This window comes from Rhodoferax sp. GW821-FHT10B06, assembly GCF_059415605.1.
The window spans coordinates 556,102-579,591 of record NZ_JBWKNO010000002.1; the positions used below are offsets into that span (position 1 = coordinate 556,102).

Here is a 23,490-nt window from a genome sequence, read left to right on the forward strand (position 1 = left end):
TACTTAGGCCAGGGAATGCAGGCCGACGCGGTTGCCGTCCGGGTCACGCAAATGAGCGATGAAACCCATGCCCGGAGGCAAGGCAGTTTTTGGCTTGAGCAGCTTGGCGTCCAGACTTTGCGCGCGCGCCAGGGCCGCGTCTATGCTGGGCGAGCAGTCCAGGTACACCAAGGTGCCCTGGATGGAGGGTTCGGGCGTGTCGGCGCCGCTTTGCAGGCAGCCTTTCACACCCTCGTCCGGTGCAGCAAAAATGGCTAACGTGTAGTCCTGCCCGCCCATGGGAAAGACTTCGCGGTGCAGGCTCTTGCCCAGCACGGTTTCGTAAAAACGCTGGGCCTGGTCGATGTTCTTGACCGGGATTTCAAACCAGCTGATGGCGTTGGAGTTAGACATGGGATGCATCCTTTCGGGGTTCAGTTAAAGAGAACCGTATGGTGCAGACCTGCTGCTGACAGCGTGGTGTCAGCAGGCTGCGCCCGGCACACCCATTTCTGCACCAATGTGTCGCATCGCCATGGCACAACTTTTGCATGGTTCACTGTGGGCGTAACGGCGCGCCCATTCCTGCCCCCACGGGCAGGCTGTGCGTACAACGAGGTGTGCACAGGGTAGTGCTCTCCGCAAGACCAGGCATGGCGCAGGCCATATGGTTTCTGTTGGAGGGTTTCATTTCCATAACCGTATCTTTGCAGCACTGTCAGTGCACGTTTGCGTGCGCGATGGCCACCCCTGCTCCCACGCAGCGGGCATGCAAAACCTAGAGGACCTTGACCATGGCGACACAGCCAAGCTATTTCCGCAGTTTTCTGAAAGCCGGCCACGCACCGACCCTGGGGGCGGCGTTCTTCTACTTCGCGTTTTCCTGCGCGATCTGGGTACTGAACGGCACCATGGCGCCCTTCATCACCGAGGCCTACAAGCTGTCGCCGGCCGAAAAAGGCGTGATGCTGTCCATCCCCATCTTCGCCGGTGCGCTGATGCGCTTCCCGCTGGGTATCCTGGCCCAGTACATAGGCCGCAAGAACGCCACGCTGGTAGAGATGGGCGGTATCGCCATTGCCATGCTATTCGGCTACTTCTTCGTCCACTCGTTCAACGAGCTGCTGGCCATGGGCGTGCTGCTGGGCATTGCCGGTGCCAGCTTTGGTGTGGCGCTGTCGCTGGGTTCGGGCTCATTTCCTCCGCGCTACAAGGGCCTGGCCATGGGCATCGTGGGTGCGGGCAATGTGGGCACGGCCGTATCCGCCCTGCTGGCGCCGCCCCTGGCCCAGGCTTTTGGCTGGCAAACCGTGTACGGCTTTGCCGCCGTCGCCATCCTGCTGCCCATGCTGGCGATGATCATCTTCGCCCAGGAACCACCAGACCTGGACAAACACGCCAGCTTCAAGGAGCATATTGCCTGCCTGTTTGAAAAAGACGGCTGGGCCTTTAGCCTGATTTACGCCGTGACCTTCGGCGGCTTCATCGGCCTGACCACCTTTTTGCCCAGCTACTTCTACGACCAGTTTGGCGTGAGCAAAGTGCAAGCCGGCCAACTGACCATGCTGGCGGCCTTCATGGGCGCGGCCCTGCGGGTATTTGGCGGCTGGATCTCCGACCACTGGGGCGGCGTGAATACCTTGACAGGCGTGCTGCTGGTGGTCAGTGTCACGCTGGTCCTGTGCGGCCTGTCGCAAAACTCCTTACCCATCACCGTACTGCTGTTCCTGGTCTGCTTTGCAGCCCTGGGCGCGGGCAACGGCGCACTGTTCCAGTTGGTACCGCTGCGCTGGCCTCTGTCCACCGCAGTCGCTGGCTCCATGATCGGTGAGATCGGAGCCCTGGGCGGAGGCCTGATCCCCAACGCCATGGGCTTGAGCAAGCAGCATGCGGGCAGCTATATCTGGGGCTTTGTAGGCTTCGCCGCCTGCGCCGCCGCCATGCTGGTGCTGCTGCGCGTCATGCAGATCCGCTGGACCCGTACTTGGGCGGAGAAAGGTGGGCGCGCACGCAGTGCGTGAGAATTTCACGGGAAATTCCTGCCTCTAAGCCGCCACCAAACTCCTTTCCGCCACGAACCGAGCAATCAGACGCTACCTAAAAAGTAGCTTGCCGCGCAGCCTCTACAAGGGTTGCGCGGCTTTTTTTCGTTTGAGCCCACTTCTTTGGTTCGCATTCGATTTGACATGCAAGTATTTACTTGCATATACTGATTCCACACTTCAAGGAGAAAGTCATGGTGGATATCCTGCACAGGGTCGGAATCAAGTCGTCGATAGACGCGGTCTACCAAGCGTTGACAACACGCACGGGCCTTGCGGCCTGGTGGACGAGCAACACGCAAGGTGATGCTGCAGCCGGCGGCGCCCTCCGCTTCCGCTTCAGCGCTGGCGGTGTTGAGATCGGTGGCTTTGACATGCAAGTGCTGGAACTGGAACCCGCCCGCAGCGTGCTGTGGCAGGTGGTGGACGGCCCCGCGGAATGGATAGGTACCCGCATCCGCTTCGACCTGCAGCAATCCGGCGACCACGCCATCGTTCTCTTCAAACACCAGGGGTGGAAAGAGCCGGTGGAATTCATGCACCATTGCAGCACCAAGTGGGCGATTTATTTGATGAGCCTGAAATCGCTGGTGGAAACCGGCACGGGCACCCCCAACCCGAACGACCCGCATATCAGCGGCGACGGTGCGGACTGAGGTGCCACCGATGATGAAAGCACGTTTTGGATATCGACAAAGTTTTCAAAGCACTGGCCGACCCGACGCGCAGGCGCCTGCTCGACCAGTTGCACAACGAGAGCGGCCAGACACTGGGCGCACTGTGCGAGCACATGGACATGACACGCCAGGCAGTCACCCAGCATTTGCAACTGCTGGAGGCCGCCAACCTGGTGGCGGTGGTGTGGCAAGGGCGCGAAAAGCTGCACTACATCAACCCCGTGCCGCTGCATGAGATTCACACGCGGTGGATAGCCAAGTTCGAGCACGGCCGACTTGACGCACTGCATCACCTGAAGAACACATTGGAAGGAAAAGCAGATGACAACGACAACACCGACAAAACCTAGTTTTGTATACGTAACCTATATCGCCACCACACCCGAAAAGGTGTGGCAGGCCTTCATGGACACCGACGTGATGGCGCAGTACTGGGTGGGCCCCACATCAGAATGTGCCCGCGTCAACGTGTCCGACTGGAAGCCCGGCTCGAAATGGGAACACCAACGCCTGGATGCCGCGCGAACGGTGGATATCTGCGGCAAGGTGGTGGAGTGCGATCCCCCCAAGCGCCTGGTCTACACCTGGGCACGCCCCAGCGAAGCCGGTGACGAAGCCAAACACTCGCGCGTGGAAATCGATATCGAACAGCGCATCGACGGCCTGGTCCGACTGACCGTCAGCCATATCGATCTTGACGCGCAGATGTTGGCAGGCATATCGGGTGGCTGGCCGGCAGTGCTGTCGAATCTGAAGACCCTGCTGGAGACTGGGCATGTGCTGCCACGCGTGCCCACTGCTGCCTGAGAGACTGTTCACGATCTATGTCGGGCCGCTCCCTACTTCGGCAAAAACAGCAGCCAGTACACCAGCAGCAGGTTAAACAGCACCGACACCAGCAAACCCAGCTTCCAGATGGCCGCTGGGTCGCGCCGCAGCCGTGGTGAAGGGGCTGGAGCTGTCAGGGGCCGCGAGGCACCCCGCTCCAGGGCCAGCAGGAATTCCTCGCCGGTCTCAAAGCGCTGACGCTGGTCGCGGGCCACAGCTTTCAGCACCACATGGTCCAGCCAGATGGGGATCTCAGGGTTGTGGCGGCTGGGGGCCGTGGGCTCGCGGTAGTAACGTCCCACCTGGTAGGGCAACACATCGCCATAGGGCAGCTTGTGCGTCAGCAGTTGGTACAGAGTCACGCCCAGGGCGAACAAATCGCTTTGCGGGTTGGGCAGCTCTTCCGGTGCGTCGCTGCCCAACAGACTGAAACCCCATTGCTCGGGATTGATATAGCTGGGCGTGCCCGCGTGCAGCTTGCGCATGGCCTCGGGTTCGCGGCCGCTCAGTGCCACACCCAGGTCCAGCAGGCGCAGCACGCCGTCTTCGCCCTGGTGCAGGTTGGCGGGTTTGATGTCGCGGTGGATCACGTTTTGCCGGTGCAACCGGCCCAGCGCCAGGGCCACCTGGCGCGCCGCGCTGACGGCCTGGTGCACGCTGAACTTGTGTTGCCGGTCCAGCATCTGCTGCAGAGTCTCACCGCTGTGCCAGTCGTACAGCAGATAGAACGCACTGGCCGGCTGGCCGGTGCTGCTATTGGTAGGAAATGTGTCGTACAGCGCCACCAGATGGTCGGCGGCACGACCCGACAGCATGCGCTTGGCCAACCAGGCCTCGTGGGCCAGCATGGCGCGCTCCTGCGGATCATGGGCGCGGCTGGGATGCAAGGTTTTCAGGGCGTACAAGGCCTGGGTTTTCGGCTCGCGCACCTGCACCACCACGTTGATGCCGTTGTCTGCCACCATCGCGGTGACAACCAGCCCATCCAGCATGTCGCCCACACGGAACGGCCCGGGGATGGGCAGCGCACGCGCAGCGCGGTTTTCGTCTTCCAGCGTGGCGTCCAGCAGACCCAGAACACGCACCACCATGGCGGTCAGGTTGTCACGGCTGCCACGTTGCAGTGCAGCCTGCACCAGGTTTTCGGCGGCAAGCTTGGCGCTGTCGGCCTGGGCCAATGCCTGCAACTGCGGGTCGGCCAGCACGCCGTGCACACCATCGGTCAGCAGCACAAACACGTCACCCACCTGCAGGTCACCTTGCAGGTAGTCCACCAACAAGCGTTCGTCTATGCCTACCGCGCGCAGCAGCTGGTGTCGCAGATCGGGATGATCGGCCACATGGTCATGGCTGAGCTGGGTGAACACACCATTGCGCAGCAGATAAGCGCGCGAGTCGCCCACATGCGCCACGGTATAGGACTGGCCGCGCAGCACCACGGCTGTCAACGTAGTCAAGCCCATGGCCGGTTTGCGACGGCGGTTGATGCCGGCCAGCCAGGCGTTCTGCGCACCAATGATGCGATCCAGCGCCACCGTGGTGTCCCAGGTTTCGGGCGTAGCGTAGTAGTCGCGCACCAAGCTGGTGACCGTGGTCTGCGCCGCCTCCTTGCCCATACCGCCTGCACTCACACCGTCGGCCAATGCCACGATGGAGCCCATGCCCAGTTGGTGCGCCTCCGGCAGCATGGCCGCGCAGAAATCCTCATTCACCGGCTTGGTGCCAGCCAGGGACGTAAAACCTATGTCGATATCAAATGCCATGCACCAAGCAAGCAATTAATGCGCCCAATTTGGTGCATAGACACCTAGGGCTTACCCCATCAGCATCTGCATGCTGTGCTCGTACAGGTCGCTCAGGCCTTCAAACACATCCAACAGGCCTTCGCTGGCCAGGGCCACGGCCTCCAGGCCGCGTGGCATATCGGCTGCGCCGGACTGCAGCTGCCGCCACTGCTCGCCCGCTGTCACCAGCTTGGCTCGGATTTCGGGGCTGCTGAGCGGAATATCGTTCAGATAGTTCAGGGCCTGCTCAAAGGTGTCACGGGCTTCGGCCATGCCCGCATGAGCGCGCTGCTGGGTGGCGCGGTCGCCCAACATGGCCAGCAAGGCCAGTTTGGCGAAACGCTGGGACAGCATGCGCTGGCGCCCGGCCACGTTCAATACATGCAACGGGGCCACGGCGCCCGCACTTTCCAGCACACCGGTGAGCCGCTCGGCATGCAGCAGCAGTTGCTCGGCCTGGCCATCTACCTGCAACATCTGGCTGGCACGCTGCTCGGCCTGCAGGCCAGATTTAAGCTGGCGCCAGCTCTGCCCCACCTGGGCCAGCAGGTCGCCAAAGGTGGGCTGCGAAAGACTTTTTCCCAGGAAGGCCATGTTGCCGTCGATGCGCTGGGCCGAATGCAGCTGTGCCTCGGCGTACTGCGCGGGCTGCACGCCCGCCAGCTGCAGCAGGTACAGCTTGACCATGCGCTGTGACAGCATGCGTAGCTGGCCGGCGCGGTTCACCCCCTCGGCAAAGCGTGCCGAATGCACGATGTGCTGCGACACCTGGCCCAGGCGCTGATTTGTGTGCATGGAGGCGGTACGCAGCATCTGGAAGGCGTCGTCATCGGACACCTGGCGTGCATGCATCAGCACCCCCTTGGCACGCTCCACGATCTTGCGCTCGTCCAGGCGGTTGCGCAGATCCTGCAACTCATCCCGCAGCGCCTGGTCGCGCTTGAATACCGCCTGGGCCAGCTGCAGCAGTGGGCGTAAGCGGTGCTGGCCATAGCCATTCACCACATAGGCCTGCACGCCGCAGGCCAGGGCCAGATCCAGGCGGTCTGCGTCGTTGTCGTTGGTGAACAGCACAACCGGACAAGGCGCGGTCTCCAACAGGGCCTGCAAGGCCTTAAACAGGCTGTCGTCGGGTAGCGGGTCGTAAATCACAAACACATCTGGTGCATGCAGCACCGCCTCTTGCACCAATTTGCTGCGCTCCACCGGCGGCGCCAGCAGGCGGATGCCCACCGCCTCCAGGTCAGCCAGCAGGGTGTGCGCTCCCTGGGGCGCGTTGAGATGTACCAATGCAGATGTCATAAAAATCAATCGCTTTTCAAAGGCTGCGCGCCTCGTGCGCGTCACAAGCCCATAGGGTAAACCCATATTCCACCGGATGGCACAGCTTTTGCATGAGAAATTGCGGGCGTAACGACGCGCCCTTACCCGTCCATCCGGCGGGTTTTACGTACAACGCCGTGCGTAATGGTGTAAGTCCTGGGCATGGGCCCTGGCAGTGACTGCGTTCGCGCTCTCATCCATGTTCTGCTTGCAGACCTGGGCACCACACCTGACCCCCTTGCTTCACCGCCCCTGTTTGCTGCGCCCTATGAACTTTGTGCGCTCTACCGTGGGTCCACATTTTTTCGCAACCTCTGGAGTCGCTTGAATGAAAAAATCTAAATTGGTGATGGTCGGCAACGGCATGGCCGGTGTACGCACCATTGAAGAACTGCTCAAGGTCGCCCCCGATCTGTACGACATCACGGTGTTCGGCGCCGAGCCCCACCCCAACTACAACCGCATCCTGCTGTCACCAGTGCTGGCCGGCGAGCAAACGCTGGACGAGATCGTGCTGAACTCCTGGGAGTGGTATGCCGAGAACAACATCACCCTGCATGCAGGCAAGAAGGTCACCGAAGTCGACCGCGTGAAGCGCGTGGTGCGCGCTGTGGATGCCGACGGCAACGTGACCGAAGCCGAATACGACCGCCTGCTGATGTGCACCGGCTCGAACCCCTTCATCCTGCCCATCCCCGGCAAAGACCTGAAGGGCGTGATCGCCTACCGCGACATCGCCGACACCAACGAGATGATCGAGACCGCCACCAAGTACAAGAACGCGGTGGTCATCGGCGGCGGCCTGCTGGGCCTGGAAGCGGCCAACGGCCTGATGCTGCGCGGTATGACGGTACACGTGGTGCATGTGCAGTCCACCCTGATGGAACGCCAGCTCGACAGCGTCGCCGGCAAGCTGCTGCAGAAGTCGCTGGAAGAGCGCGGTCTGAAGTTCCTGATGGGCGCGCAAACGCAAGAGCTGGTGGGCGGCCCGGACGGCCGGGTCACCGCCATCAAGTTCAAGGACGGCACCGAGGTCGCCACCGACCTGGTGGTCATGGCCGTAGGCATCCGCCCCAACACCGACCTGGCCAGCAAGATGCGCCTGCACGTGGACCGCGGCATCGTGGTCACCGACACCATGCAGACCGTGACCGACGGCCGCATCTATTCGGTGGGCGAATGCGCTGCCCACCGCGGCATCGCCTACGGCCTGGTCGCACCTTTGTTTGAACAAGCCAAGGTGGCGGCCAACCACCTGGCCGAATTCGGCATCGGCCGCTACATGGGCTCGCTGACCTCCACCAAGCTGAAAGTTACCGGCATCGACCTGTTCAGCGCCGGCGAGTTCATGGGCGGCGAAGGCACCGAAGAAATCATCATGAGCGACCCGTTCGGCGGCGTCTACAAGAAGCTGGTGCTGAAGGACGACAAGCTGGTCGGAGCCTGCCTGTACGGCGACACCGCCGACGGCAGCTTCTACTTCAAGCTGCTGCGCGACGGCCGCAGCGTGGCCGACATCCGCGACAAGCTGATGTTCGGCGAAAGCCACCTGGGCGACACCGGCCACGAAGGCCACAACAAGGCCGCCAGCATGCCCGACAGCGCCGAAGTCTGCGGCTGCAACGGCGTGAACAAGGGCACGATCTGCAAGGCCATCCGCGAAAAAGGCCTGTTCACCCTGGAAGAAGTGAAGAAGCACACCAAGGCCAGCGCCTCCTGCGGCTCATGCACCGGCCTGGTCGAGCAGATTCTGATGTTCACCGCCGGCGGCGACTACTCGGCCACGCCCAAGACCAAGGCCATGTGCGGCTGCACCGAGCATGGCCACCAGGCGGTGCGCGAAGCCATCGTCAAGAACAAGTTCCTGACCATCGATTCGGTGTTCAAGGGCCTGGGCTGGAAGACACCGAACGGCTGCTCCAGCTGCCGCCCGGCCGTCAACTACTACCTGATCTCCAGCTGGCCCAAAGAAGCCAAGGACGATCCACAAAGCCGCTTCATCAACGAACGCAGCCACGCCAACATCCAGAAGGACGGCACCTATTCCGTCATCCCGCGCATGTGGGGTGGTGAAACCACGGCTGACGAGCTGCGCCGCATCGCCGACGCCGCCGACAAATACAAGGTGCCGACCATCAAGGTCACCGGCGGCCAGCGCATCGACTTGTTGGGCGTGAAGAAAGAGGATTTGGTCGGTATCTGGAAAGACATCGGTATGCCCAGCGGCCACGCCTACGCCAAGGCGCTGCGTACGGTGAAGACCTGCGTGGGCAGCGAATGGTGCCGCATGGGCACGCAGGACAGCACCCAGATGGGCAAGGACCTGGAGCGCGCGATGTGGCGCATGTATGCACCACACAAGGTCAAGTTCGCCGTATCGGGCTGCCCGCGCAACTGCGCCGAAGCCGGCATCAAGGACGTGGGCGTGATCGGTGTCGACAGCGGTTGGGAGATGTACATCGCCGGCAACGGCGGCATCAAGACCGAGGTCGCCCACTTCCTGGTGAAAGTGAAAACTGCCGCCGAAGTACTGGAATACACCGGCGCCTTCTGCGAGCTGTACCGCCAGGAAGGCTGGTACCTGGAGCGTACCGTGCACTACGTGGCCCGCGTTGGCCTGGACTATGTGAAGAAACGCATCCTGGAAGACGAAGCCGGCCGCAAGGCGCTGTGGGAACGCCTGCAGTTCGCGCTGGACGGTGAGCCCGATCCCTGGTTCGACTTCAAGGACGCGCAAGTCGACACCCGCCAGTTTGCGACTCTCAGCGCCTGAGCCCATGCAACGTCGGATCGTCATGGTTACCTTGGCAAGTGGCACATGCGCCATGCTGGGCTTCAATGCCTGGGCGGAAATTGCCAGCCTGGGTGACGCCATCAATAAAGCCGGGCGGCAACGCATGCTCAGCCAACGGATGAGCAAAGCATGGCTCGCGGTGATGCAAGGTGTGGAGGTTGATAAAGCACGCAAGGTGCTGACCCAATCCGTCGCGCTGTTTGAAGAGCAACTGGCAGACCTGCGCCGCTTCGCATCCAGCGCTGAGCTGCGTGAAACCTACAGCCAGGTGGAACCACAATGGACGGCTTTAAAAGCTGGCCTGTTGAACAAAGATGCCAAGCGTGCGGACGCTGTTGCATTGCTGCAGCAGGATGCCAAAGTGCTGGCTTTATCAAACCAAGGCACGCTGCAATTTGAATCGACGCTCGACAAGCCCGTGGGCAAATTGGTCAACGTCTCGGGCCGGCAACGCATGCTCAGCCAGCGCATGGCCAAGTTCTACCTGGTCAGCACCTTGCTGCTGGACCCGTCTATCAGTCTGAAAGAGATCGACAAAGCCCGCACGGAATTCCTGGCGGCCATGCAGTTGCTGCGCAGTGCGCCGCAGACCACGCAGCGCATCCAGGAGCAACTCGCACTGGCCGATGGCCAATGGGTATTTTTTGACGGTGCTCTCCAGCATTTGAAGAATGGGGATGCGCGCCCGCAATCCATGGCCGATGTTTTCAATACCAGTGAAAACCTACTCGCCACCATGGACCGGGTAACAACCCTGTTCGCCGCACTTGAAGTCTAAAAAGACATTCAGCGCGCACCACCTATAAACGGATAGCTACAAAAGGAATAGCAAAATGAGTGAATGGAAAGTCATCTGCAAAGTCGACGACATCCCGGTACTAGGCTCGCGCCGCGTGACCCGTGCCCAGGGCATGGACGTGGCCGTGTTCCGCAACAGCCAGGACGAAGTCTTCGCCCTGCTGGACCGGTGCCCACACAAAGGCGGTCCGCTGAGCCAGGGCATCGTCTTCGGCACCAGCGTAGCCTGCCCGCTACACAACTGGAGTATTGGCCTGTGTGACGGCCAGGCCGCTGCACCCGACGTGGGCTGCACGCCCAAGTTCAGCGTCAAGGTGGTGGACGGAACCGTACACCTGAGCCCGCAGGAACTGGCGACCGTGGGGCTGGAGTTCACCGCCCCTGTTGCTGGCCCCGCCCACAAAACCCCTGAAAAAGCCTGAGTACCGCTACGCCGCGCCCATGACCACGCCCATCGAAACCAAATCCACCTGCCCCTACTGCGGCGTCGGCTGCGGCGTAGTCATCGAATCTGTTGGCTCGCAGATCACTGGCGTGCGCGGCGACCCCGACCACCCGGCCAACTTTGGCCGCTTGTGCACCAAGGGTTCGACCCTGCACCACACGGCCAGCGCCGCGGTCACGATGCAGACCCGCTTGCTGCACCCGATGCAGCGCCTGCAGCGCGACCAGGCACCGAAGCGCGTGTCCTGGGACCACGCCTTGGGCATGGCTGCACGCAAGTTCGCCCAGGTGGTCCAGGAGCACGGGCCGGATGCCGTGGGCTTCTACATCTCCGGCCAACTGCTGACCGAGGACTACTACGTCTTCAACAAGCTGGCCAAGGGCCTGATCGGCACCAACAATATCGACACCAACTCGCGCCTGTGCATGAGCAGCGCCGTGGCCGGCTACAAGGCCACACTGGGTGCCGACGCGCCCCCGCCCTGCTACGACGACGTGAACCACACGCACTGCATCTTCATCGTCGGCAGCAACACGGCCTGGGCCCACCCCATCCTGTTCCGCCGCATCGAAGACGCCAAGAAGGCCAATCCGGCGATGAAGATCATCTACGCCGACCCGCGCCGCACCGACACTGCCGAGATCGCCGACCTGTATGTGCCCATCCAGCCCGGCACCGACGTGATGCTGTTCAACGGCATGCTGCACATCATGCTATGGGAAGGCTGGACCGATGCCGCTTATATCGCCGCCCACACCAATGACTTCGACGCACTGAAGGCCACGGTACGCGACTGCACGCCCGATCTGGTGGCGCAAATCTGCGGAATCAGCAAACAAGATCTGCACACTGCCGCCCGCCTGTTTGCCACCTCCAAGGCCACACTCAGCCTGTACTGCCAGGGCCTGAACCAGTCCAGCAGCGGCACGGCCAAAAACGCGGCGCTGATCAACCTGCACCTGGCTACGGCGCAGATCGGCAAGCCCGGCGCCGGCCCGTTCTCGCTCACCGGCCAGCCCAACGCCATGGGCGGCCGCGAAGTCGGCGGTATGGCGAACTTGCTCAGCGGCCACCGCGACCTGGCCAACCCAGACCACCGCGCCGAAGTCGCAGCATTGTGGGGCGTGCCCGATGTGCCCGCCACACCCGGCAAGACCGCCGTGGAAATGTTCCAGGCCGCGGCCGACGGTGACATCAAGGTACTGTGGATCGCCTGCACCAACCCGGCCCAGAGCATGCCCGACCAGGCCCTGGTGCGCCGCGCCTTGCAACGCGCCGAGCTGGTCATCGTGCAAGAAGCCTTTGCCACCACCACCACCTGCGAATACGCCGACCTGCTGCTGCCGGCCACCACCTGGGGCGAAAAAACCGGCACTGTGACCAATTCCGAACGCCGAATCAGCCGCGTGCGCCCTGCTGTTGCCGCCCCTGGTGAAACCCGGCACGACTGGTCGATCGCCGTCGAATTCGCCCAATTACTGGAAAGCGAACTCGGCCGCCCCGCCGCGCTGTTCAACTACGCCACAGACGAATCCATCTGGAACGAACACCGCGAGTCCACCCGTGGCCGCGACCTGGACATCACCGGCATGAGCTACGCCATGCTGGATGCCGCCCCCCAGCAATGGCCGCTGCCCACAGGCGAAAGCACCGGCAAGGCACGGCTGTACGAAGACGGCATCTTCCCCACCGCTGACGGTAGGGCCAAGTTCGCCAACACCGTCTACCAACCGGTGGCCGAGCCACGCGAAGCCCGCTACCCCTTCTCCCTGACCACCGGCCGTCTGCGCGACCAATGGCATGGCATGAGCCGCACCGGCACCGTGGGCCGCCTGTTTGGCCACGTGGCCGAACCCAGCATCCAGATGCACCCGCAAGACATGGCGCGCCGCCTGTTGAACGAAGGCGACCTGGTCCACGTGACCAGCCGGCGCGGCTCCATCGTCGTACCACTGCAAGCCAGCCCCGAAGTCGGCATGAGCCAGGCCTTCATCGCCATGCATTGGGGTGAAGAATTCCTCAGCGGCGTGAGCGCAAGCGGCGAGCGCCTGACCGGTGTGAATGCGCTGACCACCTCGGCCTACTGCCCCACATCGAAACAGCCCGAGCTGAAGCACGCAGCGGTGAAGATATTGAAAGCCGAGCTGCCTTGGTCCCTGCTGGGCGTGGCCTGGCTGCCCGACGACCAGGCGCTGGCGGCACGCGAGCAGCTCAAGGCGCTGATGGTGCAATTCCCCTACGCCAGCGTCGTACCCTTTGGCCGCGAACGCAGCGGCCTGCTGTTCCGTGCGGCCAGCCATGAAACGCCCCCCGACGAAGTGCTGGCGCGCATCGAAAAGCTGCTGGGGCTGGACGCAGCAGATGTGCTGCGCTACGCGGACAAAAAGAAAGGCCAACGCCGCGCTGTACGCCTGGCCCGCGAAGGCGACACCGTGCAACTCACCGGCTTTGTGCTGGCCGGCGATACCAGCGCCGAGAGCTGGATCAAGACCCTGCTGCAAGACGAGCTGCCCGCCCAGGCCTATGGCCGCCTGCTATTGATACCCGGCAGCAAGGCACCGGTGGCGGTCAAGGCGCGCGGGACCCAGGTCTGCACCTGCTTCAACGTAACCGAAGACGCCATCAACGCCGAGCTGACCCAATGCCGTGGCTTTGAAGACGAACGCCTGGGCCAATTGCAAACCAAGCTGAAATGCGGCACCAACTGCGGCTCCTGCCTGCCGCAGTTGCGGCGTATGGTGCGCGCGACGATGCCGACGGCGCAGCCGGCCTGAGCGCGCGCAGTCCGTCATTCCGCAAATAACTTTTTGTTATCAGCCATCCGCGACAATCAGGCCATGGGAATCAGCCACTACATCAAAGAAATCGGCCGCGGCAAAGACGGCGCACGGGCGCTGTCGCGTGAGCAAGCCACCGACCTGTTCGGCCAGGTGCTGGACGGCGGCCTGACCGATCTGGAAATCGGCGCCTTCTGCCTGGCCATGCGAATCAAGGGCGAGACCGCCGCCGAAATGGCCGGCTTTCTGGATGCCACCCGTGCCCGGCTGCAATTGGTCCCTGCGGGCGACCGCCCGGTCGTCGTGCTGCCCAGCTACAACGGCGCGCGCAAACTGCCGGTACTGACCCCACTGCTGGCCCTGCTGCTGGCCCGAGAAGGCCTGCCGGTGCTAGTGCACGGCACAGCCACCGAGTCCAGCCGCATCACTGCACAAAATGTGCTTCTAGCGCTGGATATACCTGCGCTAACAGCTATTAAATCCATAGCAAACGGAGAAGTCTGCTTTGCCAGTACCGAGCTGCTCTGCCCGGGCCTGAAGCGCCTGCTGGACGTGCGCCGTGTGGTCGGCCTGCGCAACCCGGCGCACAGCCTGGTCAAGCTGATGGCGCCGTGCGCCGGCCCCAACCTGGTGGTCAGCAGCTATACCCACCCCGAATACGCGGTGTCCATGGCAGCCACTTTTGCCTTGATGAAAACCAACGCCTTGCTGCTGCGCGGCACCGAAGGCGAAGTCGTGGCCGACCCGCGCCGCGCGCCACAAATGACCTCCTATCTGCACGGCCAGCCCCAGGTGGTGCAGGAAGCCCATGCCGGCCCGCTAGCCACCGTGCCCGAGCTACCCAAAGAGATTGACGTAGACACCACCGCCGCCTATACCCAAGATGTGCTTGCTGGACGCAAACCGGTTCCCGCCCCTATCGCCCAGCAGGTGGAACATATCTTGCGCATCACAGACCTAATCGCTACCCACACTGCAGCCCATAGCCCCGCCCACGTATGAACAACACCGCATCCACCTCTTTCCAGCCCGGCATGGTTCACCTGGTCGGCGCAGGCCCTGGCGACCCGGAATTGTTGACGCTGAAAGCGCTCAAAACCATCCAGGCCGCCACCGTGCTGCTGGTGGACGATCTGGTGAGCGAAGACATCGTGGCCTATGCCCCACCCACGGCGCGCATCGTCCATGTGGGCAAGCGCGGCGGTTGCAAATCCACGCCCCAGGCCTTCATTGAAAAACTCATGATCATGGCCGCCCGCGAAGGCGAAAACGTGGTGCGCCTGAAGGGCGGCGACCCATTCATCTTCGGCCGTGGCGGCGAAGAGGTAGAACACCTGCAGGCCGCCGGCATACAGGTCAACGTCGTCAACGGCATCACATCGGGTCTCGCCGCCGTTACATCGCTGGGCGTGCCACTGACCCACCGCGAACATGCGCATGGCGTCATCTTCATCACCGGCCATGCCAAGCCTGGCGATGCAGGCACGGACTGGCGCGCCCTGGCTGCCACCGCCTTCAGCGCCAAACTGACCCTGGTGATTTACATGGGCGTCAGCGGCGCCCGAAAGATCCAGGACGAACTGCTATCCGGCCTGCCCGCCAGCACCCCGGTCGCCGTGGTGCAAAACGTATCCCTGCGCACCCAGCGCCACGCCATCACCCACTTGGGCGCGCTGCACGACACCATCGAGAGCGAACAACTGGGCAGCCCGTCCATCATGGTTGTGGGTGATGTGGTGCGAGGGCTGCAAGCCGTTTCACAAAGCCCGCGCGTCCACGCAGCCTGAATCCACGTTCACGCCCCTGCCCGCAAAAAAGCGGCCAGATCAGCGGCGTCACCATACGAAGAATTTCACCCAAAATGGCGGCAACGGCGCCATGCCAGGTCAATCGGGGAAGCACTCTGGTGTAAGTGTCGAATTTTCTTACAATTTCAACAATTCCCATACATTCAAGGACTTAAAACTTTTCCAAAAAAGCTATAAGTCTTTGAATTTTATGGAGATTTCCCCATGACCGGCTACAAGGCATGGTAATTGCTGTAATTTACACAGCAATTAAAAGTTACTGCAAAACACCGAACGCCAGGACGCAAAATGTCAAACCATATCCACACTCCCGACAGCGAGGCCGCAGCACCTGACGCAACACTGAGCCATGCAGGGCTCAGCACAGATGCGATGGCGCGTAGGCGCATGCTCTTGAAGAGTCTAGGTAAGGGCTCAACCGTCGTCGCTGCAGCCGCAGTTCCCATGCATACCCTGGCGACGACCGTGACTTCATCCGGCCAGCTGTGTTCGGTCTCAGGTGTCATGTCGGGCGTTCACTCGCAAGTGACCAATCGTACTGTTTGCATGGGCTACAGCCCCGGCTACTACAAGATGTGCTCGCACTGGCCCAATTACAACCCCGTCACAGGCCATGCAACCAACTACGTTGGAACCAAGTCGTTCACGGAAAACTCAACGTTCAAATCGGTATTTGGCAGTGGAAGCACGGGTGGGTTGCTCTACATTATGAATAATGACACGAACACCGAGTACTTCCATTGGATAGCGGCACTGCTGAATGCCTGTGGTGGCTCCCTAGCCCAAAACTTCCCGTATACGCCCAAGCAAGTCATTGATTTGTATAACTCGGCAGAACCTACGCACACCAATGCCTTGAATTTCTTCAAGTCGTACCTGGAAAGCTAAATATATTTTGCCCAACGCGTCAAAGACAACTTCGTACCAAATAAACCCTGCGATTCGCCTGCATTGGGCCTCTTGGGATGATGAGTACGTAGTCTTTGACGAAACCTCCGGGCAAACACACCAGCTCGACTCCGTGCGGGCTTTCATCCTCAATACTTTGTGCAATGGCGCATCCAATTCGGACACAATAGTCTCAGAACTCTCCCAGATTGCGTATTTGGCCGAGAATTCGGATCTCCCGAAATTGACAGAGGATATTTTGGTTGAACTCTCCACCAACGGACTATTGGAAGCAGTGAACGCATGAAACTTGGAGAAGTACCTGCATCCAAGATAAAAGATAGATTGAAATCAAATGGGCTGATCTTAAAAATCGGCCCATTTTCATTTCGGATCATCTCTCCCATCCATGCCGTGTCTGAAGGCTTGGCAACCCTCTACACAGACTATCCGGTTCTGGAAGACGAAGAGTTTGCCGACTTTACAGTGACGATTGCAGAAGGATCTGGCATTCGGCGCTGGACCCGCCGCCAGGCCATTTTCAAATTTGACGGCAACGAGCCTTTCATCCCCTTGCCGCAGGACCACGCATTTCCGTTGCTGGAATGGTCCATGAACTGGTGCATCGCCATGTACGCGCACCAGTACCTCCTATTGCATTCCGCCGTCATTGAAAAGAATGGATTCGCTGCCATCATGCCTGCCCCGCCAGGCTCCGGCAAAAGCACACTTTGTGCCGGCTTGACGCACCGAGGCTGGCGGCTGCTGTCGGATGAGTTGGCGCTTATTTCACTGCAGGACGCCTCCATCACGCCGCTGGGGCGCCCCATCAGCCTCAAAAACCAGTCTATCGACGTAATTCGTGGGTACGTACCGGGGGCGGTCTTCAGCAAAGTCGTGCATGAAACGTCCAAAGGCAGTGTGTCGCTGCTCAAGGTGCCGTCGGAGCACATCGCACGCATCCAGGACACAGCACGGCCGCGCTGGGTCATCTTCCCCAAATATGTGGCCGGTGCCCAACCCCAGATGACGCCCCGCTCCAAAGCCAACAGCATGCTGGAACTGGGCCGCAACTCCTTCAACTACATGGTATTGGGCTTGAAGGGATTTGAGACTTTGTCCCAAGTGGTGGACGCCAGCGCATGCTTTGATTTTCGCTACAGCCAGCTGGATGATGCCGTGGCCGCATTCGATGCACTGGCCACCGGGAGTGCCGCGTGAGCGCCAACCTGCTGACCCCGGTATGGGCCGACTCCAGTTGGCGCCCCAACTATTCGGTACGTGAATGGGAGGCACTGCTGGGCCAGGCACGCCAATCCCGCTTGCTGGCGCGCCTGGCTTGCCATCTGCTGGACAGCGAACGGCTGAGCCAAGTTCCGCCTGGACCACGTCCCCACCTGGAAAGTGCCTTGCGCCTGGCAGACAGGCAGCAGCATGAAATCCGCTGGGAGGTCGATCAAATTTGCAAGGCATTGCGTCCCCTGGGCATACCCGTGGTACTGCTCAAAGGCGCGGCCTATCTGATGGCCGATCTGCCTGCGGCGCGTGGGCGCCTGTTTGCCGACATCGACATCCTGGTCCCCAAAGACCAGATCGAGATCGCCGAAAGCGCGCTGCTGGGCGCCGGCTGGATTTCGGATGAACGCGATGCCTACAACCAGCGCTACTACCGGCAGTGGATGCATGAAATCCCGCCACTGCGGCACGTGCGCCGCGATTCGTTCATCGACCTGCACCACACGATCACCCCCCCAACCTCACGCTTCAATGTCGACGGCCAGAGGTTGCTGCAAGACATCCAGCCATTGGCCGGCCAGCCTGGTCTGTTTGTGCTCGCGCCGGTGGATATGGTCTTGCACAGCTCCGTACATCTCTTCCAGGAAGGTGAATTCGGCCATGGGCTGCGTGACCTGCTGGACCTGCGCGACATGCTGAATGATTTCGGCCGCCAAACTGACTTCTGGGAGCACCTGCTCCACCGTGCGGACCTGCTGGGTTTGGGCATACCGCTTTTCCACGCTTTACAGCAGATTCAACATTTGTTTGGATTCCAGCTACCCACCCAGCTGCAGAGCCGTGTAGACAAAATGGGCCCAAGCACCTTGTCCCGCAAATTCATGGCATGGGCACTAGGCCTCGCATTGCAACCCAACCACCCCAGCTGCAACAGCCGCTGGACAGGGCTCGCACGCTGGTTGCTGTATGTGCGCTCCCATGCCTTGCGCATGCCCTTGCACTTGCTACTGCCGCATCTGGTCCGGAAATCCTGGATGCAACACTTTCCGGCAAAAGACTAAGGACCTGCTGCTCACGGCGCATAGGCCCGGACCATGCGCGCCAGCTCAGGATCCGTGGTCGCCAAGCCCGCACTTTGCACTGCCATCGGTGGCAACCACAGCTCCAGTACCCCAGGCGTAGCCGGCAACCGGTCGGGCAGATCACGTATCCATGGCACCGTACCAGGCGGAGACCAGGGCTCGCCGACAAAGCGGGCTAGCACCTGGGCGCAATTCTTCGCCGCCAAATCCCCCCGGTCGTGCAGCAAAAAAGTAGCACGTGGCCACGGCACAGGGCGGCGCTGCTGGCGCAGATCGGCGCTGCGCACCACGTTCTCCACCGGGGCGATCTGCACCGCCGCCCCCGCCACCTGGTCGGCTACCAACTTGATGCGGTCACGCAGCGTATTCGCCGCCAGCAAAGACCCGGCGTCGTACACCTGCATATAGACCAGCGTCTTGCCCGGTGGCCGGCTGCAGGCCTGAGAGACCTCCTCGGCACTGGGCATACCTGCCTCTAGCGGTACGGTGCCCGGTGCCGCACTGGCAGGCTTGGCGGGTATGGCAGGGCCCGGCGTGCCCACTGGAGCAGGTAGCGAGGCCACCACCGCCGGCTCCTTGTGCAGCAGGGCCCAGACCGACGGCGCATCCCAATACTGGGCCAGCTGTTTCCATTTTTTGTCGGCATCCAGCGCCTGCTGCTCGGGCCCATCCCGGGGCAGCCAGTAGTTCATGGCCGATGCATCGCCCAGCGGACGCTTGACCTCGCTGCATAAATGTTCCTGCATGCGCTGGTAGTTGGCACGGCAGTCTGGCGCCATCGCGGCCTCGGTGCCGCTGTCCACCGGCTTCTCGCACTGCTGCGCCATTTGCTGCACCAGGCGGTCCACACCCTTGGCGTCCAGGGGGCGCATGGCCGGGCTGTCGCGGCGCTGCAGCAAGTCCAGGGTCTGCGTCAGCAGGTGTTCCGGCAGTTTGGGACAGCTCCAATCCTGCACGGCCAGGCCTTCCGAAACCTTGATGAACAGCTGGCGGGTTTCGGTCTGGTCGTCATGGCTTTGGCGCTGCAGCTGGTCTTGCACCTGCCACAGCGACAACACCAGCGTGCCCGATGCGCCCAGGCCCAGCGTGGTACCAATGGCCGCGGCCCGCGCACCGCGCCGCCACACGGGCTCGCTGGGAGCGGCATCGCCGACCCTGGCGCCGCTCAGGCGTGCCGCCACGTCGATGCCATGCCGGGCCTTGCTACGCCAGCCGGGCAGTTGACCCAGCCAGTCGTCGGTCAGTGCGCGGCCAAAGTCCTCGCCCAAGCGGTGGTAACTCTCCCACTGGGCTTCGTCGAACGACTGGTCCACCGTGGACTCGTGCGGGAAACTGGGGTGTTTTTGCGCATAGGCCAGCACATCCACATCCAACGCGTCATGGAGATTCGGCTTGACCACCAGCAACGTGCCCTCGGGCCGCATGGGCCGACCATCGGCACCCGGCCGCTCGCGGTAGCGGATGCGCGCCAGCATCACGCCGCGGCAGGAGTGGTTGTTGGGCATGTCCTCGGGTGACAGCACGGTAACGCCGCTGCCATCGGACACCAGCTTGCGCGCCGCCTCGGCATGGCTGTAGAAGTCGATCTCGGCGCCAAAGTCGATACGTGCCTTGCGCACCAGGTTTTCCAGGTCGCTGAACTCGTAGTTGGCGTCGCAGCTGGCGTCGGACAAGATGATGAAATCCAGCTCGCGCTTGAGCAGCGCATACACACCCGTGTTCTCAAAATGCCCGCCGTCCGACAGATACCACCAGGGCCGGTCCAGGCCGAAAAAGGTGGCCGAGGCCTCGCTGACCAGCATCATCGGCTTGGGTATACCCAGCCAGGCCAGGCGGCTGCCCCAGCGCAGCTTGGCGTGCTCCTGCGGGGCCCGCATCCAGTAACCCAGGCGCACCCCCATGAGGTACAGCAACAGCGCCAGCCCGCGCGAGGTGTAAGCCCCCGCGCCAGACGATGCAGCAGCCCCCGACACCGCCACCCAGCGCCCCACAGAGCCGGCGTCGTGATGCCGGCGCAAGGCCATGAATGCATCAGGCCCGATCTCGAAACCGCGCCAGCTGGCCGTCACGGCCGTGCCCTTGCGGTCCGCGTTGTACAAGCCGCTGCGGTCATCGCGGGTCTGGTTCAGGCAGGTATTCACCAAATGCACTGGCCCGCCTTGCAATTCTGGCGCATAGGTACCCAGGCGCTGGTCGTCGCCCTCCACCACCTGGGTGACACTGGGGTGGTGCTGACTGGGCTGGTCCAGACGGCGCACCGGATTGCCCACCGCCAAATAGGCCCGTGCCAAGCGGGCCCGGTAGAAACTGTGCAGCGAAGAGGTGTTGGCCATCTGCGCGTTGCCCGCTGTCAGCAGCATCCACAGCGCCCAGGCCGACAGCAACAGCAGCAGGCGCAAGGTGGCCGGCATATCGCTGAACGCGGGAAAGGTGATAGGTGAAAACACAAACCACTGCAACAACACCAGCCAGAACATCACCAGCAGCCCAAAGCCCAGCTGGCTGCCCCAATTCACTATGCGCGGCAACCAGTCCTGCGCCTGCTTGCTGGTTTCTGCCGCCATCTGCTGCAGCGGCTGCACCAGATTGCGCAGCACCAGCAGCACCAGGCCCCCTACCCCCACGCCACGCCACAACCAGGGCAGATTGCGATCATCCAGCAGCGCCTCCAGCAGCCACCAGCTGCACCAGTCCAGCAGGCCCACCAGCAACAAACCCAAGACCCCCAGCAACACGGCGCGCAAGGCCGTGGTCAGATGGTGGCGCACCAAGGCCACCCGCAAGGAATACGCGCCGCGCGATAACCACAGCCAGCCGACCACACAGGCCTGCCCCAGGGTCAGGGATGCCATGCCCAGCGCGATCAGGTTCAGCCAGCCCGGGCCGTCGCGCTGCGCAGCAGTCCAGCCCAGCGCCACCACCTGCACCCAAAGCAGCACGGTGCACAGGGCCGCCACCAGCAAAAACATGCCACCGCGCAGACCCGGTCCGCGCCGGCGTATGGGCCCGCCCGGCGGCGCATCGCGCACCGCCCAGTAGCCGGCCACCAGGCCCGGCGTCAAAGCCAGATAGAACAGCAAGGCAAACACCCACCAGGGCGTGCCCCAGGGGGCCCAGGCATCCAGCCAGCGCTGCCGGTGCTGCAGCAAATGCGGAGCAATCACCAGCGCCCCCAGCAGGATGCTAGTAAACATGAATTCCATGTGGATGGCCAGCCAGGCGCGCCAATAGGTGGCCACGGCGATGCCGGTGTCGCGCGAGCCGGCCGGCGTTAGGTAGCGGCCATTGCGGCGCAGCCACTGCAGCACCGGCGAACCACTGCCGGCCATCAGCGCCTGCGCCCGCTGGATGCCATAGCTGGCCACCAAGCGCCCCCACATGGCGCCGATATAGCCACCGCCCGACACGGTAGACAAATAATCCACCCGGCCCAGCAGGCCGTCGCTGGCTAGGTCCCGCTGTGGCGCCGCAGGCGGCTGGGCGGGCCGGCTGCGGTTCTGGGCCAGGCCGCGCAGCAGGCCCAGCGCAAACGTGGCACTGCGCACTCCGCCGCCCGACAGAGCCACGCCGACACGCGGCAGCTCCAGCGCGGCGGGATCGGCCTGCGCCTGCACTTCGCCCAGCACCAGCCTGCGGCGTGCGGCCACGGCCTGGCTCTCGGCCTCCACCAGGGCATGCAGGCTATCGGGTAGCGGGCTGGACGTTGCGGGCATGGCGGCCTCCTTGCGCCGTCAATACAAACCGGTAGCGGCCTGGAAGCAGCGGTGCCCGCATTCTGAACCTATGGCCGCTGTGGCGCATCCCCCCGATGTGCATGCGCAGCCGCTGGCTGGTCAGCACATAGCTATACATTAGATAGCTATCAGCGCAGATAACACCTGCGCCAACAGCCAAAATCTCAGGCACTCCCATGCTGCATTTTCTTCGAACCCGCTGGCTGCAATTGGCCGGCAATACCCGTGGCGTGCTGCTCGTCATGCTGGCAATGCTGTGCTGGTCGGTGCTGGACGCCTGCAACAAGCGGCTGATGGCCGAAGGCGTTGCTCCCACGCAGGTTCTGTTTCTGCAAGCTAGCCTGGTCCTTCTGCTGCAAATACCCGCTGTGCTATGGACCAGAGGCCGCATCATTGCCACACACAACCCGTACATGCATCTGCTGCGTGCCGGTTTCATTGTGACCTCGGCGGGCTGCGCAGCCTGGGCGGTATCGCACCTCCCTCTGGCCGAGGCCAGCGCCTACCTGATGACGGGCTCGCTGTTCATGTTGCCGCTGGGCGTATGGCTGCTGGGCGAGCGCCCGCACTGGCTGCGCTGGCTGGGGGTGGCCGTAGGCTTTGGCGGCGTGCTGACCATTCTGCAGCCCGGCGCCACCGCCTTCCAGCCGGTTGCTCTGGTGGCCTTGTTCGGCGCGTTGATGGAGGCCATGCTGGGCGTAGTGCTGAAGAAATACTCTGGCTCGGAACACCCCATCGCCGTGCTGACCTGGAGCCAATCCGCCTGCTGGATCAGCTTTGGCGTACTCAGCGGCTTTAGCCTGCCCAGCGTGCCACCCGCTCTGTGGGGCCTGTTGCCGCTGGTGGCGCTGTCGGCCTCGGGGATTTACCTGGCCTACTTTTTCGCCTACCGCGCAGGTGATGCTTCGGCGGTGGAGGCCGGCAGCTTTTCACTGCTGCTGTTCAGCCCTACGCTGGGCTATGTGTTTTTTGCCGAAAGTCCGGCCGCTGCGTTCTGGGCCGGCGCGGGGCTGCTGGTCTGCGGCATTGCCTTGGTGATTGTGGAGCCCAGCGGGCATGCACCCTGAAGCCTTTCACTGTCGCTTGCTACATTTTCAGTAGCAACCAGTATAGATAGCAAGCGCGCAAGAGCCTCAAAAGGCTAAAAACAAAAAAAATGGGGATGGATGCTTAGGCCCGCGCTTTACCGGGGGTCTGCGGCCAAAGCCCTGGCGGTTTGCGCCAGGCTTTGTAAAATCCACCGCATTCCGGTTTCCAATAAAAACATGCTGCCCTTGCGGCAGCTTCGTGCCCAG

19 protein-coding genes are annotated in these 23,490 nt (G+C 62.3%); 15 read left to right on the forward strand and 4 right to left on the reverse strand.

Going from position 1 to position 23,490, the window contains the following annotated elements:
* Positions 1 to 3: 3 nt before the first annotated feature.
* Entirely contained in the window at positions 4 to 393 is a 390-nt protein-coding gene (locus AC07O2_RS05330; protein WP_495074686.1) for a VOC family protein, read from the reverse strand.
* A gap of 380 nt (positions 394 to 773) precedes the next feature.
* Between AC07O2_RS05330 and AC07O2_RS05335 the strand changes: the two genes are divergently transcribed.
* The 4 genes from AC07O2_RS05335 to AC07O2_RS05350 all read left to right on the forward strand — a co-directional run bounded on the left by AC07O2_RS05335 (position 774) and on the right by AC07O2_RS05350 (position 3,505).
* A complete protein-coding gene (locus tag AC07O2_RS05335; protein WP_495074687.1) occupies positions 774 to 2,000 on the forward strand; it encodes an MFS transporter in 1,227 nt (408 codons plus the stop codon).
* Positions 2,001 to 2,215: 215 nt separating this feature from the next.
* Positions 2,216 to 2,677: an SRPBCC family protein gene (locus AC07O2_RS05340; protein WP_495074688.1), complete on the forward strand. Its 462-nt coding sequence runs from the start codon at positions 2,216 to 2,218 to the stop codon at positions 2,675 to 2,677.
* A gap of 32 nt (positions 2,678 to 2,709) precedes the next feature.
* Positions 2,710 to 3,048, forward strand: a complete 339-nt coding sequence (locus AC07O2_RS05345) for an ArsR/SmtB family transcription factor (RefSeq protein ID WP_495074733.1) — start codon at positions 2,710 to 2,712, stop codon at positions 3,046 to 3,048.
* Positions 3,020 to 3,505 carry an SRPBCC family protein gene (locus tag AC07O2_RS05350; protein ID WP_495074689.1) on the forward strand — a complete coding sequence of 162 codons (486 nt, stop codon included), beginning with the start codon at positions 3,020 to 3,022 and terminating at the stop codon, positions 3,503 to 3,505. Before AC07O2_RS05345 ends, AC07O2_RS05350 begins: the two co-directional genes overlap by 29 nt.
* A 32-nt stretch (positions 3,506 to 3,537) precedes the next feature.
* On the opposite strand, the gene AC07O2_RS05355 is transcribed toward AC07O2_RS05350, so the two are convergent.
* Positions 3,538 to 5,289 (reverse strand): bifunctional protein-serine/threonine kinase/phosphatase, encoded by a 1,752-nt coding sequence (locus AC07O2_RS05355; protein ID WP_495074690.1) that lies wholly within the window; start codon positions 5,287 to 5,289, stop codon positions 3,538 to 3,540.
* Between the two features lie 51 nt (positions 5,290 to 5,340).
* A complete protein-coding gene (locus AC07O2_RS05360; protein ID WP_495074691.1) occupies positions 5,341 to 6,612 on the reverse strand; it encodes a type IV pili methyl-accepting chemotaxis transducer N-terminal domain-containing protein in 1,272 nt (423 codons plus the stop codon).
* 349 nt (positions 6,613 to 6,961) lie between these two features.
* Here AC07O2_RS05360 and nirB point away from each other — a divergent pair, with 349 nt between their 5' ends.
* The 10 genes from nirB (at position 6,962) to AC07O2_RS05410 (ending at position 18,440) form a co-directional block, all read left to right on the forward strand.
* Positions 6,962 to 9,406, forward strand: a complete 2,445-nt coding sequence (nirB, locus tag AC07O2_RS05365; RefSeq protein WP_495074692.1) for a nitrite reductase large subunit NirB — start codon at positions 6,962 to 6,964, stop codon at positions 9,404 to 9,406.
* Positions 9,407 to 9,410: 4 nt separating this feature from the next.
* Positions 9,411 to 10,205: a type IV pili methyl-accepting chemotaxis transducer N-terminal domain-containing protein gene (locus AC07O2_RS05370; RefSeq protein ID WP_495074693.1), complete on the forward strand. Its 795-nt coding sequence runs from the start codon at positions 9,411 to 9,413 to the stop codon at positions 10,203 to 10,205.
* A gap of 55 nt (positions 10,206 to 10,260) precedes the next feature.
* Complete coding sequence (gene nirD / locus AC07O2_RS05375; protein WP_495074694.1) at positions 10,261 to 10,647, forward strand: nitrite reductase small subunit NirD; 387 nt, start codon at positions 10,261 to 10,263, stop codon at positions 10,645 to 10,647.
* A gap of 19 nt (positions 10,648 to 10,666) precedes the next feature.
* Entirely contained in the window at positions 10,667 to 13,444 is a 2,778-nt protein-coding gene (locus AC07O2_RS05380) for a nitrate reductase (protein WP_495074695.1), read from the forward strand.
* Positions 13,445 to 13,507: 63 nt separating this feature from the next.
* Positions 13,508 to 14,449, forward strand: coding sequence for a DNA-binding protein YbiB (ybiB, locus tag AC07O2_RS05385; protein ID WP_495074696.1), 942 nt, complete (start codon positions 13,508 to 13,510; stop codon positions 14,447 to 14,449).
* Positions 14,446 to 15,234, forward strand: a complete 789-nt coding sequence (gene cobA / locus AC07O2_RS05390) for a uroporphyrinogen-III C-methyltransferase (RefSeq protein ID WP_495074697.1) — start codon at positions 14,446 to 14,448, stop codon at positions 15,232 to 15,234. Before ybiB ends, cobA begins: the two co-directional genes overlap by 4 nt.
* A 309-nt stretch (positions 15,235 to 15,543) precedes the next feature.
* Positions 15,544 to 16,143 carry a hypothetical protein gene (locus AC07O2_RS05395; RefSeq protein ID WP_495074698.1) on the forward strand — a complete coding sequence of 200 codons (600 nt, stop codon included), beginning with the start codon at positions 15,544 to 15,546 and terminating at the stop codon, positions 16,141 to 16,143.
* A gap of 7 nt (positions 16,144 to 16,150) precedes the next feature.
* Entirely contained in the window at positions 16,151 to 16,450 is a 300-nt protein-coding gene (locus tag AC07O2_RS05400) for an HPr-rel-A system PqqD family peptide chaperone (protein WP_495074699.1), read from the forward strand.
* Positions 16,447 to 17,364, forward strand: a complete 918-nt coding sequence (locus tag AC07O2_RS05405; protein WP_495074700.1) for an HprK-related kinase A — start codon at positions 16,447 to 16,449, stop codon at positions 17,362 to 17,364. Before AC07O2_RS05400 ends, AC07O2_RS05405 begins: the two co-directional genes overlap by 4 nt.
* The gene (locus AC07O2_RS05410; protein WP_495074701.1) at positions 17,361 to 18,440 is read left to right on the forward strand and encodes a nucleotidyltransferase domain-containing protein; all 1,080 of its coding nucleotides are present in this window, start codon (positions 17,361 to 17,363) and stop codon (positions 18,438 to 18,440) included. Before AC07O2_RS05405 ends, AC07O2_RS05410 begins: the two co-directional genes overlap by 4 nt.
* Positions 18,441 to 18,451: 11 nt before the next feature.
* Here AC07O2_RS05410 and AC07O2_RS05415 read toward each other — a convergent pair whose 3' ends face one another.
* Entirely contained in the window at positions 18,452 to 22,174 is a 3,723-nt protein-coding gene (locus AC07O2_RS05415) for a hypothetical protein (protein ID WP_495074702.1), read from the reverse strand.
* Positions 22,175 to 22,371: 197 nt separating this feature from the next.
* Between AC07O2_RS05415 and AC07O2_RS05420 the strand changes: the two genes are divergently transcribed.
* Complete coding sequence (locus AC07O2_RS05420) at positions 22,372 to 23,262, forward strand: DMT family transporter (RefSeq protein ID WP_495074703.1); 891 nt, start codon at positions 22,372 to 22,374, stop codon at positions 23,260 to 23,262.
* Positions 23,263 to 23,490: the final 228 nt, after the last annotated feature.